Source organism: Rhizobium sp. BR 250, from assembly GCF_047445855.1.
Lineage (GTDB): Bacteria > Pseudomonadota > Alphaproteobacteria > Rhizobiales > Rhizobiaceae > Agrobacterium > Agrobacterium tumefaciens_I.
The window spans coordinates 20,589-43,833 of record NZ_JARWKW010000017.1; the positions used below are offsets into that span (position 1 = coordinate 20,589).

At 60.5% G+C, this 23,245-nt stretch carries 23 protein-coding genes; 13 read left to right on the top strand and 10 right to left on the bottom strand.

The features are described from left to right. The first annotated feature begins 1 nt into the window (after position 1). On the top strand, positions 2-628 hold the full coding sequence (locus QD336_RS22225) for a dual specificity protein phosphatase family protein (RefSeq protein WP_499172216.1): 627 nt from the start codon (positions 2-4) through the stop codon (positions 626-628). 19 nt (positions 629-647) lie between these two features. Here QD336_RS22225 and QD336_RS22230 read toward each other — a convergent pair whose 3' ends face one another. From QD336_RS22230 to QD336_RS22260, 7 genes are all read right to left on the bottom strand, one after another. Further along, entirely contained in the window at positions 648-863 is a 216-nt protein-coding gene (locus QD336_RS22230; protein WP_269345186.1) for a hypothetical protein, read from the bottom strand. Between the two features lie 60 nt (positions 864-923). Beyond that, complete coding sequence (locus tag QD336_RS22235; RefSeq protein ID WP_269345188.1) at positions 924-2,009, bottom strand: ABC transporter ATP-binding protein; 1,086 nt, start codon at positions 2,007-2,009, stop codon at positions 924-926. After that, positions 2,006-2,833 carry a carbohydrate ABC transporter permease gene (locus tag QD336_RS22240; protein WP_269345190.1) on the bottom strand — a complete coding sequence of 276 codons (828 nt, stop codon included), beginning with the start codon at positions 2,831-2,833 and terminating at the stop codon, positions 2,006-2,008. The genes QD336_RS22235 and QD336_RS22240 overlap by 4 nt, the downstream gene beginning before the upstream one ends. Beyond that, positions 2,830-3,732 carry a carbohydrate ABC transporter permease gene (locus tag QD336_RS22245; RefSeq protein ID WP_269345192.1) on the bottom strand — a complete coding sequence of 301 codons (903 nt, stop codon included), beginning with the start codon at positions 3,730-3,732 and terminating at the stop codon, positions 2,830-2,832. The genes QD336_RS22240 and QD336_RS22245 overlap by 4 nt, the downstream gene beginning before the upstream one ends. A 116-nt stretch (positions 3,733-3,848) precedes the next feature. Beyond that, positions 3,849-5,081 (bottom strand): ABC transporter substrate-binding protein, encoded by a 1,233-nt coding sequence (locus tag QD336_RS22250; RefSeq protein ID WP_269345194.1) that lies wholly within the window; start codon positions 5,079-5,081, stop codon positions 3,849-3,851. A gap of 62 nt (positions 5,082-5,143) precedes the next feature. Continuing rightward, on the bottom strand, positions 5,144-6,046 hold the full coding sequence (locus QD336_RS22255) for a sugar phosphate isomerase/epimerase family protein (RefSeq protein ID WP_269345195.1): 903 nt from the start codon (positions 6,044-6,046) through the stop codon (positions 5,144-5,146). A gap of 12 nt (positions 6,047-6,058) precedes the next feature. Then, entirely contained in the window at positions 6,059-7,093 is a 1,035-nt protein-coding gene (locus QD336_RS22260; RefSeq protein WP_269345196.1) for a Gfo/Idh/MocA family protein, read from the bottom strand. Positions 7,094-7,232: 139 nt separating this feature from the next. On the opposite strand from QD336_RS22260, the gene QD336_RS22265 reads away from it, so the two are divergent. Next, a complete protein-coding gene (locus QD336_RS22265; protein ID WP_499172217.1) occupies positions 7,233-8,267 on the top strand; it encodes a LacI family DNA-binding transcriptional regulator in 1,035 nt (344 codons plus the stop codon). 66 nt (positions 8,268-8,333) lie between these two features. On the opposite strand, the gene QD336_RS22270 is transcribed toward QD336_RS22265, so the two are convergent. Both QD336_RS22270 and QD336_RS22275 read right to left on the bottom strand, forming a co-directional pair. Further along, entirely contained in the window at positions 8,334-9,212 is an 879-nt protein-coding gene (locus QD336_RS22270; protein WP_269345198.1) for a hypothetical protein, read from the bottom strand. A gap of 169 nt (positions 9,213-9,381) precedes the next feature. Beyond that, positions 9,382-10,155 carry an SDR family oxidoreductase gene (locus tag QD336_RS22275; RefSeq protein WP_269345199.1) on the bottom strand — a complete coding sequence of 258 codons (774 nt, stop codon included), beginning with the start codon at positions 10,153-10,155 and terminating at the stop codon, positions 9,382-9,384. Positions 10,156-10,291: 136 nt separating this feature from the next. Here QD336_RS22275 and QD336_RS22280 point away from each other — a divergent pair, with 136 nt between their 5' ends. Further along, positions 10,292-11,191, top strand: coding sequence for a LysR family transcriptional regulator (locus tag QD336_RS22280; RefSeq protein WP_269345201.1), 900 nt, complete (start codon positions 10,292-10,294; stop codon positions 11,189-11,191). Positions 11,192-11,275: 84 nt separating this feature from the next. On the opposite strand, the gene QD336_RS22285 is transcribed toward QD336_RS22280, so the two are convergent. Continuing rightward, positions 11,276-11,671 carry a (R)-mandelonitrile lyase gene (locus tag QD336_RS22285; RefSeq protein ID WP_269345202.1) on the bottom strand — a complete coding sequence of 132 codons (396 nt, stop codon included), beginning with the start codon at positions 11,669-11,671 and terminating at the stop codon, positions 11,276-11,278. Positions 11,672-11,979: 308 nt separating this feature from the next. Between QD336_RS22285 and QD336_RS22290 the strand changes: the two genes are divergently transcribed. From QD336_RS22290 to QD336_RS22335, 10 genes are all read left to right on the top strand, one after another. Further along, a complete protein-coding gene (locus QD336_RS22290; RefSeq protein ID WP_269345203.1) occupies positions 11,980-13,002 on the top strand; it encodes a substrate-binding domain-containing protein in 1,023 nt (340 codons plus the stop codon). A gap of 103 nt (positions 13,003-13,105) precedes the next feature. Beyond that, the gene (locus QD336_RS22295) at positions 13,106-14,599 is read left to right on the top strand and encodes a sugar ABC transporter ATP-binding protein (protein WP_269345205.1); all 1,494 of its coding nucleotides are present in this window, start codon (positions 13,106-13,108) and stop codon (positions 14,597-14,599) included. Next, positions 14,596-15,540: an ABC transporter permease gene (locus QD336_RS22300; RefSeq protein WP_269345207.1), complete on the top strand. Its 945-nt coding sequence runs from the start codon at positions 14,596-14,598 to the stop codon at positions 15,538-15,540. Before QD336_RS22295 ends, QD336_RS22300 begins: the two co-directional genes overlap by 4 nt. A 1-nt stretch (position 15,541) precedes the next feature. Beyond that, positions 15,542-16,510: an ABC transporter permease gene (locus QD336_RS22305; protein WP_020010296.1), complete on the top strand. Its 969-nt coding sequence runs from the start codon at positions 15,542-15,544 to the stop codon at positions 16,508-16,510. Between the two features lie 3 nt (positions 16,511-16,513). Then, the gene (locus QD336_RS22310; RefSeq protein ID WP_269345208.1) at positions 16,514-17,536 is read left to right on the top strand and encodes a LacI family DNA-binding transcriptional regulator; all 1,023 of its coding nucleotides are present in this window, start codon (positions 16,514-16,516) and stop codon (positions 17,534-17,536) included. A 33-nt stretch (positions 17,537-17,569) separates the two neighbouring features. Continuing rightward, positions 17,570-18,619: a sugar phosphate isomerase/epimerase family protein gene (locus QD336_RS22315; RefSeq protein WP_269345209.1), complete on the top strand. Its 1,050-nt coding sequence runs from the start codon at positions 17,570-17,572 to the stop codon at positions 18,617-18,619. An 11-nt stretch (positions 18,620-18,630) separates the two neighbouring features. Next, positions 18,631-19,800: a Gfo/Idh/MocA family protein gene (locus QD336_RS22320; protein ID WP_269345212.1), complete on the top strand. Its 1,170-nt coding sequence runs from the start codon at positions 18,631-18,633 to the stop codon at positions 19,798-19,800. Positions 19,801-19,928: 128 nt separating this feature from the next. Continuing rightward, positions 19,929-20,783: a sugar phosphate isomerase/epimerase family protein gene (locus tag QD336_RS22325; RefSeq protein ID WP_269345214.1), complete on the top strand. Its 855-nt coding sequence runs from the start codon at positions 19,929-19,931 to the stop codon at positions 20,781-20,783. Between the two features lie 147 nt (positions 20,784-20,930). Further along, the gene (locus QD336_RS22330; RefSeq protein WP_269345216.1) at positions 20,931-22,616 is read left to right on the top strand and encodes a GMC oxidoreductase; all 1,686 of its coding nucleotides are present in this window, start codon (positions 20,931-20,933) and stop codon (positions 22,614-22,616) included. Then, positions 22,616-23,176, top strand: coding sequence for a gluconate 2-dehydrogenase subunit 3 family protein (locus QD336_RS22335; RefSeq protein ID WP_269345217.1), 561 nt, complete (start codon positions 22,616-22,618; stop codon positions 23,174-23,176). The genes QD336_RS22330 and QD336_RS22335 overlap by 1 nt, the downstream gene beginning before the upstream one ends. Positions 23,177-23,245: the final 69 nt, after the last annotated feature.

Here is a 23,245-nt window from a genome sequence, read left to right on the forward strand (position 1 = left end):
CATGCCGCAATCGCAACCGACCCCATTCCGAGAGCAGGAAACAGGCGAGCTGCCGAAGCTCAGCCGCATCTATGAGCAGCATCCGCTTTACGGTGTCGATCTCTTCATTTCCGGTAAGGAGGGGGCGAGCGACCTCAATCTTCTACGCCAGAACGGCATTACCACCGTCGTCAATTGTGCCGTCAATCTGGATTTCAATTTCGTGGAGCAGTCACAGGTCGTTTCCGACCACGAAGGCAGCGTCTATGGGCCGGGCGAAATCCGCTACTACAAGATCGGCCTGATCGACGGGAGCGGAAATCCCGATACCCAGATGGTTGCGGCCCATTATATCCTGCGAGCGGCGCTGGAGCAGATATTGCCCGACAAGCCCTCCTATCCCCGGCGGGAGCGTGGCAACGTGCTCATCAATTGCCGGGGCGGACGTTCGCGTTCCGTCGCCGTCGTTGCGCTTCTCCTGCATCTCACGTTGCCAACGGAGTTTCCGACGCTGGATGACGCCATCGGCTTCGTTCGCCTGAAACGCGAATTGCCGGAGAACGAATGGTACAAGGCGCCGAAACCCGTGCTTGCGGATGCTGCCCGCCGGGCCGCCGGCTGGATTGCCATGATCGACGCCGCGCATTGAAAGGCGGAAGACTGTCTGGTCAGTTTTGCGGTTCCAGCGCGCTTGCCGCGGCCTCGGCACGCGCGGCGGCCTCTTTTGCCTCCCGCTCGGCGCGGGAGGCCGCTTCCGGGTTGCTAGAACCGTCATAGCCTCCCATGGCGCGTTCCCCGATGGCGATGTGGACATCCTTGAGCTGGATGATGACAAGACCGGCGAGGATGGCCGCACCGATAAGGAATACTGTTTCCCCGTTCATGGTCATTCGACTCCACGCTTCGTGTTTGCCGGCGGAGGAAACAGCCGGCAAAACCGCCGCTCAGCGGGTCAGGAGGCCGACGCCTGTTTCCGCATCGAACAAATGCATATTGGAAGGGTCGATGTCGAGGCCGATCGTTTCACCGGCCTTGACTGCGCTGCGTCCCTGCACCGCGATGACCAGTTCGGTGGAGGTTCCCGTGGTGAGGAAAGTGACCGAGCCGGTCGTCTCCACCGCGGAAACCGGCAGCGTCAATGCCGCTCCGGCTGCTGCGGCCGGCCGGATATGTTCCGGCCTGATGCCGACGATCACATTTTTGCCGGGCGGCAGGGAGCCCGGATTCCCGATCGATTGCTGCGGCTCGCCTTCGCCGAACACGAGCTGAAGGGATGCGCCATCCGGGCTGACGGTCGCCGGAATGAAATTCATGGCCGGCGAGCCGATGAAACCTGCAACGAAACGATTGACCGGGCGGTCGTAGAGTTCCAGCGGCGTTCCCTGCTGTTCGATGACGCCATCGCGCATGACGACGACATGATCGGCCATGGTCATCGCTTCGATCTGGTCATGGGTGACATAGACCGAAGTGGCATGCAGGCGATCATGCAGCGCGCGGATTTCCTTGCGCATATGGACGCGCAGTGCGGCATCGAGGTTGGAAAGCGGTTCATCGAACAGGAAAGCCTGGGGATTGCGGATGATCGCCCGGCTCATGGCCACACGCTGGCGCTGGCCGCCGGAGAGTTCGCGCGGATAACGTTTCATCAGCTTGGAAAGTCCGGTCGTGGCGGCAACCTCTTCCGCCGCCTTGCGGGCTTCCGCCTTGGCGACGCCGCGCATGCGCAACGAATAGGTGAGGTTCTCTTCCACTGTCATGTGCGGGTAGAGCGCATAGGACTGGAACACCATGGCCACGTCGCGTTTACGCGGCGGCACACCGTTCATGAGCGTGCCGGCAATGCGCATGTCGCCGGCCGATATGCTCTCCAGCCCGGCGAGCGAACGCAAAAGGGTGGACTTGCCGCAGCCGGAGGGGCCGACAAGTGCGACGAAGGTGCCCTTCTTGATGGAAAGGTTGATATTTTTCAGAGCATGGAAGGCGCCGTAATATTTATTGACGCCGGAAAGTTCGATCTGAAGGGTCATTTGAGCGCTCCTGATGTCAGGCCGGAAACGATGCGGCGCTGCAAGAGAATGAAGAGGGCGAGAATGGGCGTCACATACATGGTCGCGTAGGCCATGATGTTGTTCCATTCGCTGGTATTGGGGCCCATGAAGGAATTGAGGCCGACGCTGGCGGGCTGCAGTTCCGCCGCCTGGATCATCGATTTCGAATAAACGAACTCACCGAAGGCCTGCATGAAGATGAGGATGGCGCTGACGAGAATGCCGTTTCTGGCAAGCGGCAATACGATGTGGAAGAAAGCACCCACCCGCGAATTGCCGTCCACCAGCGCCGCCTCTTCCAGTTCCTGCGGCACGGCCATGAAGGTGGCCCGCACCAGCACAACAAAGAAGGGCATGCTTTTGGCCGCAATGGCGAGGATGACCGACAGACGCGGATAATCCAGAAGCCCGAATTGCGAGAAGCCGACGAAGATCGGCGTGATCATCAACGATGCCGGCAGGACCTGCAACATGAGGATCAGGAACAGGCCGATATCCACCCAGACGTTTCGATACCGGGCCAGGACATAGGCACAGCCGACGCCGAGAATGGTGATCAAGAGTACCGCGCTGGAGGCGATCAGCACCGAGTTCCACAGGTAACGCCCCATGTTGCGGCTTTCCCAGACATAGGCATAGGTCTGCCACTGCGGGTCGCTGGGCCAGAAGGCGGGCGGATTGGCGAACATTTCCGAGCCGCTTTTGAGCGAGGTCAGATACATCCAGTAAAGCGGAAAGAGATAGATGATCGCGAGAATGATGGCGATGGCCAGCATCAGGCGGTTGCGGTTGGTGATGCTCATCCGCGCACCTCATGCCGTGTCGAGCGCACATAAACGACGGAAGCCAGCATGACGAAAACGATCATGATGACGGAAATCGTCGCGCCCTTGCCGAAATCATATTGTCGGAAGGAAAGGTCCCAGGCCCAATATTGTGCCACGTTGGAGCTGTTGTTCGGCCCGCCATCGGTAATGGCGGCGAAAAGGTCGAATTGCTGCAGCGTGAAGATCAGGCCGAGCGAGACGATCGCGCCGATGGTGGAGCGCATCATCGGCAGGGTGATGGTGTAGAAACGCTGCCAGGCGCTGGCGCCATCCAGTTCCGCCGCCTCGTAGAGATCGCCGGGAATGGAGGCGAGGCCTACCGAAAGCAGGATCATGTTGAAGGAGGTGCCGAGCCAGATATTGGCGATGACGACGGCCCAGAGCGAAAAATTCGCATCCGAACGCCAGAAGATATTGCCCGATATCAGGCCGCTTTCCCGCAGGAAGAAATTCAGGACGCCGAAATCGCCCGAGAGAATCCAGTTCCAGATGGCGCCGACGACGAGGCCGGGCATGACCCAGGAAACGAGGAACAGGCCGCGCAGCCAGGTGGCGCCCGGAAAATTCACCCAGAAGAACAGCGCCAGACCGAAGCCGATGGCGAACTGCCCGGCAATGGAGGCGACGACGAAAGTGACGGTGTTCATCAGGATCGGCAGGGTTTCAGGCTGCCGGAACAGATCGACATAATTGCGGAAACCGACGAACGGGCGCACGAAGGTGCCCAGACTGAACATGTCGACTTCCTGAAAACTCATGACGATGTTGTAGATAAGCGGCAATCCCGCCATGACGAACAGGAAGCCCAAAGGCAAGGCGACCAGGACGATGTCGAAACCGCGACCGTCGCTGACGCTGGAAAACAGTCTTTTCATGAAACATCCTCACAAGCTCCGATCGGGGCCGCCGCTGCATGTCGCAGCAGGCAGCCCCACCGGGAGGAACCCCGTGGATGGGGGGCCGGATGAACCCGGCCGCCCGCCCATATGGATCAGCCGTCGACCAGCTTTATCTTTTCAGCTGCCTGATCAAGTGCCGCCTTCGGCGTCATCTGACCTGACAGGGCGCCCTGTATGGCGTCCTGAATGGCCTTGGAAATCTTCGGCCATTCCGGCGAGGGACCGCGCGGCTGCGCATATTTCAGCTGCTCGACGAAGGTCTTGAGCGCTTCGTCCTTCAGCGCATTGCCGGTGGGCGGAACCGGAATATCGGAACGCGCCGGCAATTGGCCGAAGTTCTTGAACATGTCCTTGTCCTGCGAGACGAAGAACTCGATCGCCTTGAAGGCTTCTTCCGGATGTTTGGTCTTGGAGAAGATCGCCCAGTTATAGTCGCCCATGGCCGAAGATCGCGGCGCATCCGGTGCCGGAACCGGCAGCAGGGCCACGCCCCAGTCAAATTTCGCATCCTTCAGCATGCGGTCGATTTCCCACGGGCCGGAAATCACCATGGCGGCATTGCCGGCGTTGAAGGTGGCGGTGGAATCCCACTGGCTGCGCGTCAGCGTATCCGGTGAAGCGAGTTTTTCATCCAGCAGCAGCTTCCAGGTCTCGAGCGCCTTCACGGCACCTTCGGTATTGATGTTCTTGTAGGTCGCACCGGCCATCTGCGCCCAGGGCAGGAACTGGAAGGTGCCTTCCTCATTCGCCTTGGCGCTGAAGCTGATACCATAAATGTTCTTTGAAGGATTGGTCAGCTTGCGGGCTGCCCCCACCAGCTCGTCCCAGGTCTGCGGCGGTTTTGCCGGATCGAGCCCGGCGGCCTTGAACAGGTCCTTGTTGTAATAGAGCGCGATCGTATTCGTCGCCTTCGGCACGCCGAAATATTTGCCGCCCCACATCACCGATTTCAGCGGACCCGGAAAATAGTTCACCGTCTTGATGATGTCCGACTTGGCGATCATGTCGGTCACGTCGAGAAAGGCGCCGCGTGCGGCGAACATGGCATGGTTGGGGTTGTCGATGGCGATGATGTCGGGCGCTTTGCCGGTCGAATAGGCGCGCATGGATTCGCTCACCACATCGTCGAACTGCAATTGCCGGTATTCGATCTTGATGCCGTTATTGAGCTTGTTGAACTCTTTTATGAGGTTCGGCGCGGGCTGGATATCCCTGTCCAGCGACCACAGTGTCAATGTCACGTCTTCCGCATGCGCCGTTATCGCACCGGCGGATACGCTTGCCAGAACAAGCGCACCGGCCATCATGCATTTCGCGATACCCATAATCTCCTCCTCTTGGTTATCGTCGCTGCAATATCTGGAAACCTTCTCCCGAAAGGCTTCCCTTATGTCGGGTCGACGACGAAATCGCCGCCGCGGCATTTTTTCAGATAGTTCAGGCCATGCACCTGGCCCGTCATTTCCAGCGCATCGCGGTAGACGGGGTCATGCCAGCCTTCGATATCGATCGAGCCGGACCAGCCGGCGAGGCGCAGTTCGGAAATAATGTCCGTCCAGTTGCTGTCGCCGAAGCCCGGCGTGCGCATGAAGACGAATTTCTCCTTGCCGAAAATGCCGTGCTCGCGAATGACGTCCCAGCGAATGGTCGCGTCCTTGCCGTGCACATGGAAAATCTTGTCCGCCCATTTGCGGATCTGCGGCAGCGGGTCGATGAGATAGACCATCTGGTGGCAGGGTTCCCATTCAATGCCGATATGCTCATCCGGCGTTTCGTTGAACATCAGTTCCCAGGCGTCGGGATTATGCGCGATGTTCCAGTCGCCGGTCTGCCAGTTGCCGTCCATGGCGCAGTTTTCAAAGGCGATCTTCACGCCCTTGTCGGCGGCGCGTTTGGCAAGCTCGCTCCAGATTTCCTTGTATCTGGGCAGGCTTTCCGGCAGCGGTTTACCGCGCAGCCGGCCGGTGAACCCGGCAACGCAGGTGGCGCCGAAATGATGGGCGTTGTCGATGCAGTCTTTCCAGCCCTGCAATGTCTCAAGGTCGATGTCGGTTTCCTCAAGCGGATTGCCGAACATGCCGAGCGTGCTGATGGTGATGTCGCGGTCGCCGATCGCGTCAAGGCAGCGCTTGCCCAGATCGGCCAGGTCCTGACCGTTGGTTGTCTGCCAGAAGAACGGCTCGAAGCTTTCGAAGCCGAGATCGGCGATCTGCCCGATGCGTTCGGCCGCCTGGCCTTTGGTGGCGCTGACCATGGTGCCGATGCGGATGGATGTTGCCGGATTGCTCACGTCTTTCAGTCCTTATGCTGCAATTGAAACACGCTGGCCGAGGCGGGCGCTTTCAATCGCGCCGATCACCATGGCAAGGCTGTTGATGTTGTCGAAGGAGGCCGTCTCCGGCATCTCACCGGTGCGGATGGATTCGAGGAAGGAGAGAATGACGCTGGCATGGCCTCGCGTATCCTTCTCGGAAACGGCATCGGAAACGTTTACGGCCTTGAATCCACGCAGAAGTCCCTGGTCATCGCCGGCCACGGAGGCGGAGAAATTGTCTTCACCGTCCCAGAGGATCATTCCCTTCGAGCCGATAAGCCGCCAGCGCGCTTCCCAGCTGGTCCGCTCGCCTTCGGCGCACCATGAACCGCGATAGGTGAAGACGACATCATTCGAGAACTCGAAAATGGCGTTGGCGCTCGCCCCATGGGCATACCAGGAACCGGCCGGGTTCTTCTCCACGCAAAAGACGGAGAGGGGCTTTTCATTGGCGACGAAACGGGCTGCATCGAAGGTGTGGATCGCCATGTCGAGAAGCAGGACGTTCTTCATCTCCTCACGGAAGCCGCCGAAATGCGGGCCGAGGAAGAAATCGCAATGGATGGCCGTCAGATCACCGATGACGCCGTCTTCCAGCGCGCGGCGCAGCCGCCGGATACCGGCAATAAACCGCCGGTTTTGCACGACGGCATGAATTTTGCCGGCTTTTTTCGCCAGTTCCACCAGCGTGGCGGCTTCCTCCATCGAGGCGGCAAGCGGCTTTTCGCTGAGGACATGGCACCCGGCATCGAGACCGGCTTCAACCACGGCGAAGCGCGCCTGCGGGATGACGATGTCAAAAAGGATGTCGGCTTTCGTTTCGGCAAGAACCGCGCGAAGATCGGTGCCGATGACCGCGTCGGTGAGGGCGAATTCTTCGGCAAGCGCACGGGCCGTGTTCTCGTTCAGATCCACCAGACCGGCGATCCTGATCGCGCCGGAAATCTCCGGCGTGGATTGAATGGCGCGCAACCAGCCTTTGGCCATGGCTCCGCACCCGCATAAAACGGCATTAAATGTCATCTCATCTCCCCGGGCTCTTTCGCAAACTCCTCTTTGCGCAGAGCGTCGTAAACGTTTACGAGACTATGCCAATGATGTTAGATATGTCAAGACCGTTAAGGGACGCGTTGATTGCGCGTCAGGCCTGGGAGGGGAATGCATGAAAGGAATCCGTCAGCTTGCCGACTATCTGGAGATATCGATAGGCACCGTTTCCCGTGCCCTGAACGGCAAGCCCGATGTGAACGAAGAGACGCGGCGACGTGTTCTCGAAGCGGCGGAAAAGCTCGGTTATGTGGCTAACCAGTCCGGGCGCAGCCTCAGACAGGGAACCACCAATGTCATCGGCCTGATGACCGGCAGCGACGCGCAGACCGTTGAAAACTCCGACAACTTCTTCCTAGGGGTGACGGACGGCCTGCAAAGCGTGTTTTCCGGACATAATCTCGATCTCATCGTTCTGCCATGCCCGGGGGAAGAGGACCCGGATGAATATCTGAAGCGCATGGTGGCGCGGCGCATGGTGGATGCGATGATCATTTCCGCCACCCGGCGGACCGACAAGCGCGTGGATTTCCTGAAGCAGACCCGTCTGCCTTTCGTGTCGCTTGGACGCACCGCCTCCAGCGATAATCACGCCTGGATCGACCTCGATTTCGAGGGTGTGGCGAAAAACGCCGTCGATCGCCTTGTTGCTGCCGGACATCGTTCGATTGCGGTGGCGGTGCCCGACAGCGATATCAATCTCGGTTACGTTTTTCTGGAGGGGTACAGGCGTGCGCTGGAAGACAATGGCATCGCTTACGATTCTTCCCTGGTCATCCGCGCGAAATCGAGCGAGCAGGGCGGTTATCACGCCGCCAGCGAATGGCTGCAGATGCGCCCTCGGCCAACGGCGATCGTGCTGATCTACGAGCTGATGGCGGTCGGTCTTTATCGCCGTCTTGCGGAAGTGGGGCTGAAACCGGGGCGGGATCTCGCCGTCATCGGCTTCCGCGACGGTCCGCGCGGCCAGTTTCTGGAGCCGCGGCTGACCAGTTTCCGCATGTCCCTGCATGATCTCGGCGTGACGGTGGCCCAGACGCTCTTGTCGACCATGCCGGCCTATGCGCCCTTCTACCCCGAGCGGGCCCGCCATTGCATCTGGCCGATGCTGCTTGTGGCGGGGGAGAGCGACCCTGCACCCGCGCCATAGGCGAGGCGCGCGGGAGCGCCGAATTCGAAGGCCGGGATCACGGGGACAGGCTGGCCCTTGTGTGCGTCAGAGTTTGTAATCCTCAATGCTCACGACGCCGAACGGGTTGAATTTGTAGCTGTCCTCCTCATACCGCGTGTCATCGGACAGGGCTGCATGACGCGCCTTCACCGTCTTTTCCACGCCGTCGCGGGCCATCTGATCGGCAATGTTGTCCATCAGGGCGGCGATCTTCAACTGCTCGGCATTGGTTGAGGGCAGTTTGTCGTCTTTGCGGATGAAATTCACCCGCACGTCGGGCAGCCCGACCAGATGGAACCCGACGCTCGCCATGCCATCGGCATCGCCGCCGATGGGGCGGCGTGCGAAGGCGAGGCGGCAGGTCCTCGCGAGCGCCAGCGGATCATCGGATGCGGCTTCACGGCGCGATTGCTCGAACAATTCCTTCCAGCGCCGCGCTCCATGCGCGACACCGGCGCTTTCGCCCTTTACCGCAATGGCGCCGTGGCCAAACATATGCTGTGCGAACTGCAGGGCTTTCGCGGATGTCACGACCGCATTTTCCGCGGCCATTGACGGGCCGAGCACATAAAGAACCGAGCCATGCCCCGCGACGGCCTCGTCATCGGTCTTCTGATAGGTCTCCGGATCGACACGATCCCAGCAGACGGCGAAGGACCGTTCCATCCGGTCGTCCGGCTCATCCTGCGAATAATCCTCATCGATACTGAAATCGGCGGCAAATGCGTCGATGGCGGCACGCGCGCCCAGCTGGAGCGTCGCAAGGCCGTTCTCCGTTCCGAGGAAACACAGAATGTGCCGGGGTTCGTATTCCGAACGGGACACGGCAAAGGCCGATGGTTTGTTCGCCGCCCTGCCGAGGGACGGCGTCCCCAGAACGAGACCGCCCAAAAAAGCGAGAACGCCGCGACGCCCTGAATTCATCCTCTGCCCCCAATAACTCCACCAACGGATCGGAGCGTTTTATATCGGCATCTTCATTCAGGCCATATTGCCTGCGTCTTTTTTTAACCTCGCGGCCATCGAAAGACGTGTGGTGGCAAAAACGCCTGCGCGTTTCGCCACCACACCATGAATGCGGATCGCAGGGGGATTATTTGGTGGTGTAACCGCCATTGACCAGAATGGTCTGTCCGGTCATCCACCAGCCGTCCGAGACGAGAAAGCGGATATAGGGAACGATGTCCTCGATATCGGTGAGGCCGGTCTTCGAGAAGCCGGAAAGGGCGGCGGCGCTCTTGTGATAGGCCTGTGCGTCCGGTGTTTCCTGACCGTAGAAAAACGGCGTGTCCATCGGGCCGGGACCGATCGCCGTCACCGAGATGCCGCGTTCGCCGAATTCCTTAGCGGCAGCGCGGGTGAAGTGCTCCACCGGCGCCTTGGTGCCGGCATAACTCGCGTAAAACGGCGTGAAGGCGCCCAGTAGCGAGGTGACGAGGGTGCAGATCCTGCCATTGTCATTAACGTGGCGACCGGCTTGCTGGAGGAAAAAGAAGGCCGACTTGGAATTGACGGCGGTCATTTCGTCATATTCGGCTTCCGATGTCTCGAGGATCGGTTTTTTCAGCACCTTGCCGACCGTGTTGATAGCGATATCCGGGCGGCCGATGGCGGCGACGGCATCGCTGAACAGTTTTTCGGCGGCGCCTGCCGTGGTGAGATTGGCCTGGAGAGCGACTGCCTCGGCGCCAGCCGCCTTCACGGCCGCAACGGTCGCGTCCGCATCGGCCTTGGCGGCGGCGCTGTTATAGTGGATGGCGATTGCGCTCGCGCCCTGGGCGGCGAAATCGCGGGCGATCAACCCACCGAGATTTTTCGCGCCGCCGGCGATGATGACTGTTTTGCCCTTGATGGAATGATCGGTCATGGATCGGCCTCCTGTGCCTGGGTCCGGCCACGTTTGCGGCCGCTTTCATGGCGACAGGATATCGTCTAGGATTACGCGATAAAGGTGATCATTCTGACATGACCTGTCAGGAAATCCGCACAATAAAGGTTTTCCATTGGACCGCATCGACCTGTTCCGCATCTTCACCCGTGTCGTCGACTGTGCGAGTTTCACACGCGCTGCCGATACGCTCGGCATTCCACGTTCTTCGGTTTCGGCGGCCGTGCTGGAGCTGGAAGGACGCGTTGGTGCGCGGCTGCTCAACCGCACCACCCGCAAGGTCTCGCCGACCGAAGATGGTTCGGCCTTTTACGAACGCTGCCAGCGGCTGATCGCCGATGTCGAAGATGCGGAAAACCTGTTCCGGCAGACGGCGGCGCAGCCTTCCGGCCGGCTGCGGATCGATGTGCCGGGCCGGATCGGCCGGCTGGTCATTGCACCCGCCTTGGCGGAATTTCTCGATCTTTATCCGCAGATCGACATAAGCCTTGGCGTCACGGATCGTGCCGTCGATCTGGTGGAGGACAATATCGATTGTGTGCTGCGGGTCGGGTCACTCAGCGATTCCGGCCTGATTGCGCGGCCTATCGGCAAGCTGCCGCTCATCAATGTCGCAAGCCCTGCCTATCTGGAGCGTCACGGCACTCCGGGGGCTCCGCAGGATCTGCCCCGCCACTGGGCCATCAATTACGCATCACCCTCCAGCGGGCGCGTGGAAAACTGGGAATGGATCGAAGGCGAGACGCTGCATTCGGTTTCCATGCGTGGCCGTGTCACCGTCAACAATGCCGAGGCCTATATCGCCTGCTGTCTCGCCGGCCTCGGCTTGATCCAGATACCGGCTTACGATGTCAGGCCGCATCTGGAGAGCGGCGAACTTGTTGAAGTCATGCCGAACCATCGGGCCGAGCCTATGCCGATGACCTTGCTTTATTCCCATCGCCAGCATCTGTCGCGGCGATTGCAGGTCTTTGCGGAATGGCTGGAGGCCTTGCTGCGGAGGCAGCTTCTGTAAAGGCGGTGGCCGCAGTTAATCGGCTGAGGATGGTTCGACGCGATGCCGCTGTCGGGTCGCTGCGGCCATTCGCCCGCTGCCCCGTCAACCGCCATATTGGGCATCCGTCACCTGTTCCATCCAGTCCACCACCTTGCCGTCCTTGACCTCCTGAAGCGCAATATGGGTCATGGCGATATTGGGTGCGGCGCCGTGCCAGTGCCTTTCACCCGGTGCGAACCAGATGATATCGCCGGGGCGAATCTCCTCCACCGGCCCACCTTCGCGCTGTGCGCGGCCAAGGCCGGACACCACGATCAGGGTCTGGCCGAGGGGATGGGTGTGCCAGGCGGTGCGGGCACCGGGTTCGAAGGTGACCTGGGCGCCCTGTACCCGTTCGGCATCGAAGGGGTTGAAGAGCGGGTCGATGCGGACCGTTCCGGTGAACCAGGCTTCGGGGCCCTTTGTTGATGCCCGTGTTCCTGCGCGCAATATTTCCATGGTCATTCTCCTGACTGGTATCGTGTGGCGATTTGATGCGGGAATTCGCCTCTTGTCCACAGGGGAGCGTGAAAAGCTGATCGAGCGGCAAGCTCCGGCGTGCTTCGAAACCCGGCGCAGCGCTCTTTTTCGAAGGGCTTATCTTGCTCTTTTATTGGCATTTTCCACCGCTGCCGGCCGGCCTTCCATTCCCCTCGCACGCCTCCCGATAAAAATCATTCTCGGGATTGACTCAAATATGAAACCGGTTACATTTGCCAATGTAAACGGTTTCATGGTTAGGAACCGTGCTTGGAGGAGCAAATTTCATGTTTAGACATTTGATGGCTGCCGCGGCGATGGTGCTGGCGGCGGGCACGTCGGCGCTTGCGCAGGAGCAGAGCTTCAAGATCGGTCTTTCCAATTCGTTCGTTGGTAGCGAATGGCGTACGCAGATGATCGAAGAAGCCCAGGCTGCCGCGAAGGCGTGGGGCGAAAAGGGCGTCAAGGTCGAAGTCGTCGTTCAGAGTGGTAATGTCGATGTGCAGGGGCAGATCGGTCATATCCGCAATTTCATGAACCAGGGTGTTGATGCGATCCTCATCAATCCCGGCAGCCCGACCGCTTTCGATCCGATCTTCGCCCAGGCCAAGGCACGCAACATCCTCGTCATTGCCACGGATGCGGAAGTGTCCTCGAAGGATGCGATCTATGTCGGCATCGACCAGAAGGCATGGGCGGCCCAGTCCGCCCAATGGCTTGCGGATGCGCTGAAGGGCAAGGGAAGCGTCGTCGCCATCAACGGCATCGCCGGCAACCCGGCAAATGAAGCCCGCGTCGCCGGTTACCGCGAAGTGTTCAAGAAATATCCCGATATCAAGGTGCTGAACGAAGCCAATGCGAGCTGGGATCAGGCGCAGGGCCAGCAGGCCATGCAGAACCTGCTTGCCACCTATCCCGATATCAGCGGCGTCTGGGTTCAGGACGGCATGGCTGATGGTGCATGGCGCGCCATCGAGGCCGCCGGCAAGACCAAGGACATTGCTGCAACCGGTGAAATCCGCAAGGACTTCATGACCCGCTGGGAAAAGGAAAAGTTCAATTCCGGCGCTTCGGTCAATCCTCCCGGCGTCATGGCCAGCGCGCTTAATGTTGCTGTCTTGAAGCTGCAGGGCAAGGAATTCAAGGACGGCGTCTTTGGCGGCACCTATGGTAACGCCATCTATATTCCGATCCCCTTCGTCAGCAATGACAACCTTGCCGACAATATCAAGGCCGCCGATGGCAAGCCCGGTTACTGGTCCGTCACGGCGACTGTGACGCCGGAGCAGGCTGGCGAGTTCTTCAAGTAAGACCCGTCCCGGGCCGGCGGTAAGAGCCGGCCCGAACCGGAATTTCGAGTGCGGACCGGGCCTTGGCCGTCCGCCTGTAACAAGCATTATTCGGGGACATGCGATGGCGAACGCTTTGGAAGCGGCCGGCATAACGAAGAATTTTGGCGCCGTGCGTGCGCTTTCCGCTGGCCGGCTGACCGTTGGTCGCGGCGAAATTCACGCGCTGCTGGGCGCCAATGGCTGCGGCAAGAGCACGCTCTGCAAGATCGTTGCGGGCGCGGTGGCGCCGACCAGCGGCACCATTCGGTTCAATGGCGAAGACGTGCGCTTCAAAAGCCCACGCGACGCCGAAAATGCCGGCATCGCCCTGTTTTATCAGGAACTCAGCCTCATTCCGCAGCTTTCCGTTGCCGATAATATCTTTCTCGGCCGCGAGCCGAAACGCGGCATCTTTGTTGACGGCAAGGTGCTGAAGGCCGAAGCGGCCAGGCTGATTGCGCTGTTTGATGGTGTGGCCGGCGAGGGGCTGGAGCCGGATGCGATCGTCGGCAATCTGCCGCCCGATCAGCGCCAGCTCGTCGAAATCCTGAAGGTGTTTGCCCAGAATGCCAGCCTGATGATCATGGACGAGGCGACGGCGGCGCTCGATGGCCGCCAGTCCCAGCGCTTTTTCGAAATACTCCGGGCCAAGAAGGCCGACGGTGTCTCCACCATCATGATTTCTCATCGTCTCGATGAGGTCTTTGCTGTCTGCGACCGCATCACCGTGATGCGCAACGGCGCGACGATTTCCGAACTCGACACCGCAGCCACCACCCGCGAAGCCGTCGTGCACGATATGGTCGGTGATGTTCGCGCAGCACCCGCCCGCCAGCAGGGGCGCGCCGCCGCGGTCCCCAGCCTCAAGGTAACGGATGTTGCGGGCGAAGGCGTGCGCGGTGTCTCTCTGGAAGCCTATCCGGGCGAAATCGTCGGTCTGGCAGGCCTGCAGGGGCAGGGACAATCGGCGCTTTTGAAGGGCCTCTTCGGCGCCAGTCCCTTTGCTGCGGGGAAAATCCGGTTCGAGGGTCGTGAAATCGCCATCGGCAAGCCTTCGCAGGCGGTTCATAACGGTTTTGCCTATGTCTCGGGTGATCGCGGTCGCGATGCCTCCCTTCAGGGGCGGTCGATCTTCGAAAATCTCGTCGCCGCACTGATGGTGCGCGAGAAGATGCGGCTGGTCCGTCCTGCAACGCTGAAGCCGCGGGTGCAGAAGGTCGCGGATGACATGAAGACGAAATTTGCCGGCATGGACATGGCCATCGGCACGCTTTCGGGCGGCAACCAGCAGAAGATCTTCATTTCCCGCTGGCTCGCCACGGCACCGAAACTGCTTTTGCTCGATGATCCGACCAAAGGTATCGATCTCGGCGCCAAGGCCGATCTCTTCGCGCTGATGCGGCAGCAGGCCGATGCCGGTGCGACCATTCTTCTTTATTCCTCGGAAGATGCGGAAATCCTCGAATATGCCGACCGCATTCTCGTCTTCAACGGCGGACGCATCTCTGCGGAACTGACCGGAGCCGACATGACATCCGTCAACATGACCCGCGCCGCCTATGGAGACGCCGCATGAATTCCCAAGGCGTTCTGCGCAGGCAACCCTGGATCATCACCCTCGTCGTTCTGGCCGTTCTCGTTGCCGTGAACACGTTTCTGCAGCCATCTTTCGTTCAGCCCTCCGTGCTGCAATCGAACCTGACGACATTTCTGCCGCTGATCCTGGTCGCCATCGGCCAGACCTATGTCATTCTGGCGGGAGATATCGATCTGTCGGTCGGCAGCATCGTGGCGCTCGCCAATGTCGTCACCGTCAGCGTCATCGCAGCACTCGGCGGCACGACCGGTGCTGTCTTCGCCGGCATGGCGGCGGGTGCGGCTGTCGGGCTGCTGTGTGGACTGGTCAATGGCCTCTTCATTTCCGGCCTGCGCTTCCAGCCCATCGTCACCACCTTCGCGACGGGCATCATCTTCGCCGGTCTGGCAATCTGGGTCTTGCCGCAGGCGGGCCTGCCGGTGCCGGAAGCCTATTGGCAGACCTATTCCGGCAGCTTCATCGGCTTGCCCTTCGTGCTCTGGGTATTGCTGGCGGGCATCGCTTTCACGCTGATCGTGTCGCGCATTCCTTTCCACACGCATCTGCTTGCGGTGGGTGGCAATCGCACCGGCGCCTTCCAGACGGGCCTGCGCCTCTCCGGCATCCGCATCGGCGCATATATGATCTCGGGCCTGTTCTCGGCGCTGGCGGCGCTCTGCCTCACTGGCGAAACGGCATCGGGCGATCCTCTGCTCGGTGCAAGTCTGGCGCTGTCTTCCATCTCGGCCGTTGTTCTGGGCGGCACGGCACTTTCCGGCGGCTTCGGCAGTTCGACCGGGTCGATCGCCGGCGCGCTGGTGCTCGGCATGATCGGCAATGTGATTTTCTTTGCGGGGCTGCCCTTCGAGTACCAGACGCTGGTGCAGGGTTTGATCGTGCTGACGGCGCTGGCCGGCGGTGTTCTGGTGACGAGGCGCTGATATGACCAATCCTGGCTTGCAACTCAAAACCCTTCTCACCGATCCGCTCACCATTGCCATTGGCGCATCCGCCTTCCTGCTGCTGGTCGGCGAATTATTGTCCCCCGGCTTCGCTCAGGGATCGCAGATCGTGCGGCTGCTGACGATTGCCGCCATTCTCGGCATCGTCGCGGCGGGCCAGAACCTCGTCATCCTCGGCGGACGAGAAGGCATCGATCTTTCCGTCGGCGCGATGATCTCGCTCGGTGCGGTCCTTGCCGGCAATATGATGAACGGCCAGAATGCCGGCATTCCGCTTGCCATTCTGGTTGCGGGCGGCATTCCCTTCCTGATCGGCCTCATCAACGGCCTTGGCATTACCTTCGTGCGCATTCCGCCGCTGGTCATGACACTTGGCATGACGGCGGTCATTCAGGGCGGGCTGGTGGTCTATTCGCAGGGCGTTCCCTCCGGCGCGGCGGCGCCACTGCTGGCAGGCTTCATCAACCGTCCGCTCATCTTCGGCATTCCCGGTGTACTCTTTGTCTGGCTGGGCATCGCCGCGATCATGCTCTTCGTGCTGCGCCGCACGGCCTTCGGTTTCGCCATCTATGCCATCGGCTCGAACGAGCGGGCGGCAACGCTCACCGGTTTGCCGGTCTCTTTGATCCGTACACTGCTTTATGGTCTCTCCGGCCTGTTCGCCGGGCTGACCGGGGTCTGCGTCATCGGTTACACCGGCACTTCCTTCATCTCCGTCGGCGACCAATATGTGCTTCCGTCGATCATTGCGGTCGTCATCGGCGGCACCTCGCTTGCCGGCGGTGCGGGCGGATATGTCGGAACCATGGCCGGGGCAGTTGCGCTCACCATTCTGCAAAGCGTACTGATAACGCTCAACCTCGATGTATGGGCACGGCAGATCATATTTGGTGTCACGTTGCTAGCGCTGATGCTGCTTTATGGCCGCCAAAAGCAGTTGCGTGTGTGACAGATGAGCAAAGACCAAGGTTCGAATATCAGAGAAGTTGCAGCTCTCGCGGGCGTTTCCATCGCGACCGTTTCGCGGGCGCTGCAACAACCCGACAAGGTTCGCCCGGAAACCCGAAAGAAGGTTTTCGATGCCGTGCGGCAGGCGAACTTCGTTCCCAATGCGCAGGCCGCGAGCTTCCGGCGTCAATCCAACAACACCGTCATCCTTCTCGTTCGCGATATCGGCAACCCGTTTTATCTCGAAATCTACAAGGGTGTTGAGGAGGCTGCCGGCGAAGCGGGCTTCAAGGTGCTGATGGGCGACGCCCGCAACGATGAACACCGCGTGGCGACCCATATCGATATGGTGCGGCAGAAACATGCCGACGGCCTGATACTGATGACCGGCCAGTTCCCGTCTGAGCTTCTCGAGCAGGGCGATGCGTTGCCGCCGATCGTCATTGCGTCGGAGATCATCGCCGGGATCGCGCTGCCAACGGTCAAGGTCGATAACCGTGCCGCATCCCAAAATGCTGTGCGCCACCTCATTGAGGCGGGGCATAAGAAAATCGTGCATCTCGCTGGTCCCTTTCCCGAAAGTCTGGCGCAGGAGCGTTTCGACGGTTACCGCGATGCGCTTGCCGAGGCCGGCATCGCTTATGCCGATGAGCTGGTTGTGACGGGCGATTACAGCATCGAGGCTGGCCGCCAGGCGATTACGGGCCTTCTCGAAGGTGGCATCGCTTTCACCGCGATCTTCGCATCGAGCGACCAGATGGCGATTGGTGCGATCAGCGAGCTGCGCGCGCGGGGGCTTTCGGTTCCGGCCGATGTCTCGGTCATCGGTTTCGACGACATCATCTTCGCCAATGCCTTCGAACCGCCGCTGACGACGGTGCGCCAGCCCCGGCAGGAAATGGGCCGCAGGGCCATGGCGCTGATGGTGGACCGGCTGAATGGCAAACGCACGGCCGAAACCATCGTGCTGGATACGGAACTCGTGGTGCGCGGCTCGGTCGCGCCCTGCCGCCCGCCGCATCGGTAGCGGCCAGACTGTGAATGCAAGGAGTGTAAGGACATGAAGACGATCAAAGGCCCGGCGATTTTCCTCGCGCAATTTGCCGGAGATGAGGCCCCTTTCGACACGCTCGATAATCTCGGCCAATGGGCGGCTTCGCTCGGTTACAAGGGCATTCAGGTGCCGACCGATCCCAAACTCTTCGATCTGGAAAAGGCTGCCGCCTCCAAGGCCTATTGCGACGATATCAAGGGCCGTCTCGCCGAGATTGGTGTCGAGATCACCGAGCTTTCGACCCATATTCAGGGCCAGCTCGTTGCCGTTCATCCCGTCTACGACGAAATGTTCGACGGTTTCGCGCCGGCAGAACTGCGTGGCAAACCGCAGGCGCGGCAGGAATGGGCGGTCAAGCAGCTGAAGTGCGCGGCGAAAGCCTCGCAGCATCTTGGCCTCAAGAGCCATGCGACTTTCTCCGGTGCGCTTGCCTGGCCGTTCGTTTATCCGTGGCCGCAGCGTCCGGCAGGTCTCGTCGAAATGGCCTTTGCCGAGCTCGGCAAGCGCTGGACACCCATTCTCGATGCCTTCGAGGAAAATGGTGTCGATCTCTGCTATGAGCTGCATCCGGGCGAGGACCTGCATGACGGCGTCACCTTCGAGCGTTTTCTAGGCGCCACCGGCAATCATGCGCGTGCCAACCTCCTCTACGATCCCTCGCATTTCGTGCTGCAGGCGATGGATTATCTCGGCTTCATCGACATTTACCACGAACGCATCCGCGCCTTTCACGTCAAGGATGCCGAGTTCAATCCGACCGGCCGTTCCGGCGTTTATGGGGGGTATCAGAGTTGGGTCGACCGGCCGGGCCGTTTCCGTTCGCTGGGCGACGGGCATGTCGATTTCGGCGCGGTGTTTTCCAAGCTCACCCAATATGACTTCGATGGCTGGGCGGTGCTGGAGTGGGAATGCGCGCTGAAACACCCGGAAGACGGCGCGCGTGAGGGCGCGGGCTTCATTGAAAACCACATCATCCGCGTGACCGAGCGGGCTTTCGATGATTTCGCCAAAAGCGGCATCGATGATGCCGCCAATCGCCGCCTTCTCGGCCTTTGAAAGGAAACCCCATGTCCTCCCAAACAGCAAAATTCGATAGCCGCCGCATCCGTCTCGGCATGGTCGGCGGTGGTCAGGGCGCCTTTATAGGTGGGGTGCACCGCATCGCGGCCCGGCTGGATGACCGTTACGAACTGGTGGCCGGCGCACTTTCCTCCGATCCGGCCCGTGCAGCCGCATCGGCAACCCTGCTCGGCATCGCAGCGGACCGTTCCTATGCCTCGTTTGAGGAGATGGCGGCGGCAGAGGCGGGCCGGGAAGACGGTATCGAGGCTGTCGCCATCGTCACCCCCAATCACCTGCATTTTGCCCCGTCCAAGGCGTTTCTCGACGCCGGCATCCACGTCATCTGCGACAAGCCGGTGACCGCGACGCTGGAGGAGGCAAAGGAACTGGCGGCGATCGTCAGGGCATCCGACAGCCTGTTCGTGCTGACCCATAATTACACCGGTTACCCCATGCTGCGGCAGATGCGCGAGATGGTCGCCAATGGTGACATCGGCAAGCTGCGCCATGTGCAGGCAGAATATGCGCAGGACTGGCTGACCGAAGCCGTCGAAAAGACCGGCGCGAAGGGCGCGGAATGGCGCACCGACCCCAGCCGCTCCGGTGCGGGCGGAGCCATCGGCGATATCGGCACCCATGCCTTCAACGCCGCTGCCTTCGTCACGGGTGAAATTCCGACGAGCCTTTATGCGGATCTGACCTCCTTCGTGCCGGGCCGGCAGCTGGATGACAGTGCCAATATTCTTTTGCGTTACGGAAGCGGCGCCAAGGGCATGCTGTGGGCAAGCCAGATCGCGGTCGGCAATGAAAACGCGCTGTCGCTCCGGGTCTATGGCGACAAGGGCGGGCTTGAGTGGCACCACCGTGTGCCGGACGAATTGTGGTTCACGCCCTATGGCGAGCCGAAGCGGCTTATCACCCGCAATGGTGCAGGCGCGGGTGCCGCTGCAAACCGTGTCAGCCGTGTGCCGCCCGGGCACCCGGAAGGATATCTCGAGGGTTTTGCGACGATCTACCGCGAAGCCGCAGATGCAATCATCGCAAAGAGGGAGGGAAAAACAGCTGCCGGGGAGGTGATTTACCCCGGCATTGAGGATGGTCTTGCGGGTCTCGCATTCATCGACGCGGCCGTCAGGTCCAGCAGAACCTCGTCCTGGGTGGGGATCGACCTGTAGGTCGCCGCATCTCGGGACGGACGGCGCAGGGCATTGGAGGTTGTGTCCGGCATGACCCGGTTCAGAGACCGGGGAATTCAGGGGTAGACGCGTCGTCACATTGATCAAACGGAAAGGGAGTTACGCGTTTGAAAACGTTGAAGTCAAAATTCGTGAAGATGGCATTTGCCGTTGGACTGGCAGCCGGTATAGCAAATCCGGTTCTTGCCGATGACAGCAAGACGCTGCCGATCGCCGCGCAGATGTTCACGCTGCGCAATTCCGGAACGCTGGAGGAGCAGCTTGCCATCCTCAACCGTGCCGGCGTTTCGGCCGTGGAAACGGTGGATATGCAGAAGGTCAGCGCGGACGAGCTGAACACGCTGCTCAAGAAGCACAAGATCCAGGTCATTTCCTCGCATGTGCCGATCGACAAGCTGCGCGGTAACCTCGATGAGGTCATCACCGAGCAGAAGGCCGTCGGCAATCCGGTCGTGACCGTGCCGTTCCTGAAGCCGGAAGACCGCCCGAAGGATGCCGCAGGCTGGACCGCCTTCGGCAAGGAGCTCGGCGGCTATGCGGACAAGTTGTCTGCGGCAGGCCTCTCCATGGCTTACCACAATCACGACTTTGAAATGGTCAAGTTCGACGGCAAGACGGCGCTTGAACTGCTCCTCGATGCCGCCGGCTCGAAACTGCAGGCCGAAGTCGATGTTGCCTGGGTGGCGCGCAGCGGCAATGATCCGGCCGAATTCCTCGGCACCTTGAAGGGTAAGGTTTTTGCCATCCACGCCAAGGACAATGCACCTGCCGGCACGGCAGAAAACGAGCGCGGTTTTGCCACACTCGGCACCGGCACGCTCGACTGGAAGACGATCCTGCCCGCAGCCAAGCAGGCCGGCGCAAAATGGTTCATCCTTGAGCACGATCTTCCGCTCGATGCCGAAGCGGTGCTGACCAAGGGCAATGCGTTCCTGAACGAACGCCTTCCGACCATTCAGTAAACACTGCCAGTAAAACCAGAACCGCTCCCCGGCGGCCGGTTTCGCCGGGGCGCATGAGGTTCGACAGACGCATATCCAGTTTCCGCCGCCTTGCGACGGGAAGCGTTTCGTCTCGTCGTTTTTCCACGTCACATCGGAGGAGTTATCATGGCAGACAATCACTATGATGCGATTGTTGTCGGCTCGGGCATCAGCGGCGGCTGGGCCGCAAAGGAACTCACGCAAAAGGGCCTGAAGGTCCTGATGCTGGAGCGCGGCCGCAATATCGAGCACGTCACCGACTATCAGAATGCCGACAAGGAAGCCTGGGATTATCCCCATCGCAACCGCGCCACGCAGGAAATGAAGGCGAAATATCCCGTCCTCAGCCGCGATTACCTGCTGGAAGAGGCAACGCTCGGCATGTGGGCCGACGAGCAGGAAACGCCCTATGTCGAGGAAAAGCGCTTCGACTGGTTCCGCGGTTATCATGTCGGCGGCCGCTCGCTGCTCTGGGGACGCCAGACCTATCGCTGGTCACAGACCGATTTCGAGGCCAATGCAAAAGACGGCATCGCCGTCGACTGGCCGATCCGCTATGAGGACGTCTCCCCCTGGTACGACTATGTCGAACGTTTTGCCGGCATTTCCGGCAGCCGCGAGGGGCTGGATATTCTCCCCGATGGTGAGTTCCTGCCGCCCATTCCGCTTAACTTCGTCGAACAGGATGTGGCAAACCGGCTGAAAAAAGCCTTCAAGGGCACGCGCCACCTCATCAATTCGCGCTGCGCCAACATTACCCAGGAGCTTCCCGATCAGGAGCGCACCCGCTGTCAGTTCCGCAACAAGTGTCGGCTGGGCTGTCCCTTCGGCGGTTATTTCAGCACGCAGGCCTCGACCCTGCCTGCGGCGGTCGCCACCGGCAATCTCACTTTGCGGCCTTTCTCCATCGTCAAGGAAGTCCTCTACGACAAGGACAAGAAGAAGGCGCGGGGTGTCGAGATCATCGATGCCGAAACCAACCTGACCTATGAATATACCGCAGACATCATCTTCCTGAACGCCTCGACGCTGAACTCGACCTGGGTGCTGATGAATTCGGCCACCGATGTCTGGGAAGGCGGGCTCGGTAGCAGCTCCGGCGAGCTCGGCCATAACGTGATGGACCACCATTTCCGCATGGGCGCCACCGGCCAGGTGGAAGGTTTCGAGGACTTCTATTTCAAGGGCCGCCGCCCGGCGGGCTTCTACATTCCGCGTTTCCGCAATACCGGCGACGACAAGCGCAAATATCTGCGCGGTTTCGGGTATCAGGGCTCCGCCAGCCGTTCGCGCTGGGAGCGGGAGATTGCCGAACTCAATATCGGCGCAGACTACAAGGAGGCGCTGACCGAGCCGGGCGGCTGGACCATCGGCATGACAGCCTTCGGGGAAATGCTGCCCTATCACGACAACCGCGTGAAGCTGGATCATGAGAAGAAAGACAAATGGGGCCTTCCCGTCCTCTCCATGAATGTCGAGATGAAGCAGAACGAACTCGACATGCGCGAAGACATGGTCAATGACGCCGTCGAGATGTTCGAGGCGGTCGGCATCAAGAACGTCAAGCCCTCTCGGGGCAGTTACGCCCCCGGCATGGGCATCCATGAAATGGGAACGGCCCGCATGGGACGCGACCCGAAAACCTCCGTCCTCAACGGCAACAACCAGGTCTGGGATGCACCCAACGTCTTTGTCACTGACGGCGCCTGCATGACCTCGGCCTCCTGCGTTAACCCGTCCTTGACCTACATGGCGCTGACGGCGCGTGCGGCCGACTTTGCCGTTTCCGAACGCAAGAAGGGGAACCTGTGATGAACAGACGCGAACTCTTGAAACTGATAGCCATTGCCACGGGCATTCCCCTGATTGGCGCGGATGTCCTCACGGCTGCGGAAAACGCCGCAAAACCAGCCGGCGGCGGCCATGTGTTCAGCTCGGAGGAAATCCGCTTTCTGGACGAGGTGGCGGAGACCATTATTCCGCGCACCTCCACGCCGGGTGCGAAGGATGCTGAAGTGGGTGCATTCATGGCCGTCTATGCCGCCGATTGCTACACCGACGAGCAGCGGACGCTTTTCCTTTCGGCAATCCCTGAAATAGAGAAGCGCAGCCAGGCCGACCATAAAAAGGGTTTTCTGGATCTGACGGCAGAGCAGCGGCAGGCACTGCTTTCCGCGTTGGACAAGCAGGCCAGGGTGGAGCAGACACCGGCAAAGCCGCATGCCTTCACGCTGGTCAAGCAGCTGACATTGCTCGGCTTCTTCTCCTCGAGGATCGGAGGCACGGAAGTCCTCGTCTACGACGAGATTCCCGGTGGTTTCGAAGACCGCGTTCCCTACAAGAAGGGTACGCCCGCCTGGGGCACGACCTGAACCGAGAACCACCGGCCCGTCCGCATTTGCGGGCGGGCTGTATTCATGCGGCAAGACAAGGATGACATG

What these genes read in the sequence shown, in the direction of transcription:
- QD336_RS22260 (WP_269345196.1), bottom strand. Translation starts at nt 7,093, where the DNA reads ATGACATTTAATGCCGTTTTATGCGGGTGCGGAGCCATGGCCAAAGGC.
- QD336_RS22250 (WP_269345194.1), bottom strand. Translation starts at nt 5,081, where the DNA reads ATGGGTATCGCGAAATGCATGATGGCCGGTGCGCTTGTTCTGGCAAGC.
- QD336_RS22330 (WP_269345216.1), top strand. Translation starts at nt 20,931, where the DNA reads ATGGCAGACAATCACTATGATGCGATTGTTGTCGGCTCGGGCATCAGC.
- QD336_RS22270 (WP_269345198.1), bottom strand. Translation starts at nt 9,212, where the DNA reads ATGAATTCAGGGCGTCGCGGCGTTCTCGCTTTTTTGGGCGGTCTCGTT.
- QD336_RS22290 (WP_269345203.1), top strand. Translation starts at nt 11,980, where the DNA reads ATGTTTAGACATTTGATGGCTGCCGCGGCGATGGTGCTGGCGGCGGGC.
- QD336_RS22225 (WP_499172216.1), top strand. Translation starts at nt 2, where the DNA reads ATGCCGCAATCGCAACCGACCCCATTCCGAGAGCAGGAAACAGGCGAG.
- QD336_RS22240 (WP_269345190.1), bottom strand. Translation starts at nt 2,833, where the DNA reads ATGAGCATCACCAACCGCAACCGCCTGATGCTGGCCATCGCCATCATT.
- QD336_RS22335 (WP_269345217.1), top strand. Translation starts at nt 22,616, where the DNA reads ATGAACAGACGCGAACTCTTGAAACTGATAGCCATTGCCACGGGCATT.
- QD336_RS22300 (WP_269345207.1), top strand. Translation starts at nt 14,596, where the DNA reads ATGAATTCCCAAGGCGTTCTGCGCAGGCAACCCTGGATCATCACCCTC.
- QD336_RS22275 (WP_269345199.1), bottom strand. Translation starts at nt 10,155, where the DNA reads ATGACCGATCATTCCATCAAGGGCAAAACAGTCATCATCGCCGGCGGC.
- QD336_RS22245 (WP_269345192.1), bottom strand. Translation starts at nt 3,732, where the DNA reads ATGAAAAGACTGTTTTCCAGCGTCAGCGACGGTCGCGGTTTCGACATC.
- QD336_RS22315 (WP_269345209.1), top strand. Translation starts at nt 17,570, where the DNA reads ATGAAGACGATCAAAGGCCCGGCGATTTTCCTCGCGCAATTTGCCGGA.
- QD336_RS22310 (WP_269345208.1), top strand. Translation starts at nt 16,514, where the DNA reads ATGAGCAAAGACCAAGGTTCGAATATCAGAGAAGTTGCAGCTCTCGCG.
- QD336_RS22295 (WP_269345205.1), top strand. Translation starts at nt 13,106, where the DNA reads ATGGCGAACGCTTTGGAAGCGGCCGGCATAACGAAGAATTTTGGCGCC.
- QD336_RS22235 (WP_269345188.1), bottom strand. Translation starts at nt 2,009, where the DNA reads ATGACCCTTCAGATCGAACTTTCCGGCGTCAATAAATATTACGGCGCC.
- QD336_RS22305 (WP_020010296.1), top strand. Translation starts at nt 15,542, where the DNA reads ATGACCAATCCTGGCTTGCAACTCAAAACCCTTCTCACCGATCCGCTC.
- QD336_RS22230 (WP_269345186.1), bottom strand. Translation starts at nt 863, where the DNA reads ATGAACGGGGAAACAGTATTCCTTATCGGTGCGGCCATCCTCGCCGGT.
- QD336_RS22265 (WP_499172217.1), top strand. Translation starts at nt 7,233, where the DNA reads ATGAAAGGAATCCGTCAGCTTGCCGACTATCTGGAGATATCGATAGGC.
- QD336_RS22285 (WP_269345202.1), bottom strand. Translation starts at nt 11,671, where the DNA reads ATGGAAATATTGCGCGCAGGAACACGGGCATCAACAAAGGGCCCCGAA.
- QD336_RS22320 (WP_269345212.1), top strand. Translation starts at nt 18,631, where the DNA reads ATGTCCTCCCAAACAGCAAAATTCGATAGCCGCCGCATCCGTCTCGGC.